At 30.3% G+C, this 1707-nt stretch carries 1 protein-coding gene; it reads right to left on the reverse strand.

The window, feature by feature from the left end:
* Positions 1–20 precede the first annotated feature (20 nt).
* Positions 21–1271 (reverse strand): DUF1015 family protein, encoded by a 1251-nt coding sequence (locus U9R42_15410; protein ID MEA3497412.1) that lies wholly within the window; start codon positions 1269–1271, stop codon positions 21–23.
* Positions 1272–1707 lie beyond the last annotated feature (436 nt).

Below are 1707 nucleotides of genomic sequence, written 5' to 3' on the forward strand. Positions count from 1 at the left end.
TAAATATTCTATTCTTGATTTTAGTCAAGGCTATGAACAACTACTCCGCTTCTTAGTTTTGGCTCAAACCAAGTTGATTTAGGAGGCATTACATTTCCTGAATCAGCAATATTTATTAGTTGTTGAATTGTTACAGGATAAAGTGAAAAAGCAACTTTCATTTCTCCGCTATCAACACGTTTTACAAGTTCGCCAAGTCCTCTTATGCCACCAACAAAATCAATTCTGTTGTCGGTTCTTGGGTCGGTAATGTTAAAAATTGGATTTAAAACATTTTCTTGCAAAATAGAAACATCAAGAACTTCCAGCGGATTATTATCGTTGTAAATTCCTTTTTTCGCTGTTAGCTTATACCATTTATTATTAATATACATTCCGAATTCATGAAGGCTTTTTGGTTTGTATTCTTTAGTTCCAACCTCTTCAACTTCCATAACTACAGATATTTTATTAATAAATTCTTCTTCCGAAAGACCATTGATGTCTTTTACAACTCTATTGTAATCAATAATGTTTAATTGATTTGCAGGAAAAATTACAGTTAAAAAGAAATTGTATTCCTCATTACCGCTATGCTTTGGATTTGCATCAGATTTTTCTTTACTAATCTTTGCTGAAGAAGCAGCTCTGTGATGTCCGTCTGCAATGTAAGTAAATGGAACTTTAGTTTCAAAGATGTTAGTTACTTCATTAATAATATCTTTGTCATTAATTACCCAAAGCGTATGCTGTACACCATCATCAGCAGTAAAATCATATTCCGCTTCATTGTTTTTAATAAAAGCGTTTACAAGATCGTCCATTTCTTTAACATCAGGATATGTAAGGAATACCGGTCCTGTATGAGCATTAACTGTTTTGAAATGTTTTATTCTATCTTTTTCCTTTTCGGGGCGAGTAAATTCATGCTTTTTTATGATATCATCAAAATAATCTTGTGTTGACGATGCGGCAAGTAAACCAATTTGTTTGTTTTCTCCCATTATTTGTTGATAAAGATAAAATTTATCTTCGCCATCTTGGAACATTGTGTTCTCTTTGATAAATTTTTGAAGATTATCTCTTCCTTTTTCATAAACAGCATCTGAATGAATATCAATATCTTCACTTAAATCAATTTCAGCTTTTACAATGTGAAGAAAAGAAAAAGGATTATCTTTAGCTTCAATTCTTGCTTCTTGTGAGTTTAAAACATCATAAGGTTTTGATGCTACAAGATGAACTTTATCTTTTACAGGTCTTATACCTTTAAAGGCTTTTATCTTTGCCATAATAATTTTTTTTATAGTGTTTTAATTGCTTTAATCATAATTTTATTTAGATGACAATTTTAATAAATTGTTTTGAATAATTACGAATTTATTGGGAAACTGTTTTTTACTATTTTAGGAAATGATATAAAATGTTTATTTGTTGATTTGTTTATTTGGTTATAATTTATTGTAAAAACATTCCTGCATTCTGAACCTTTAATTCTGAATCCTGTACATTCTGTTTCCTGTATATTTTGCCATGTTTTAGACAAATCATGATTTGTCTCTACAATTTTGCATTATGTAAATCTTATATCTTGCATCCTGCATCCTGTATCTTGCATCTTGCATCCTGAATCTTGTATCTTGCATCCTGAATCTTGTATCTTGCATCCTGAATCTTGTATCTTGCATCCTGAATCTTGTATCTTGCATCCTGAATCTTGTATCTTGC

The organism is Bacteroidota bacterium, from assembly GCA_034723125.1.
Lineage (GTDB): Bacteria > Bacteroidota > Bacteroidia > CAILMK01 > JAAYUY01 > JAYEOP01.

Bases quoted from the DNA above. Each gene is read 5' to 3' on its own strand.
- U9R42_15410 (MEA3497412.1), bottom strand. From the start codon at position 1,271: ATGGCAAAGATAAAAGCCTTTAAAGGTATAAGACCTGTAAAAGATAAA.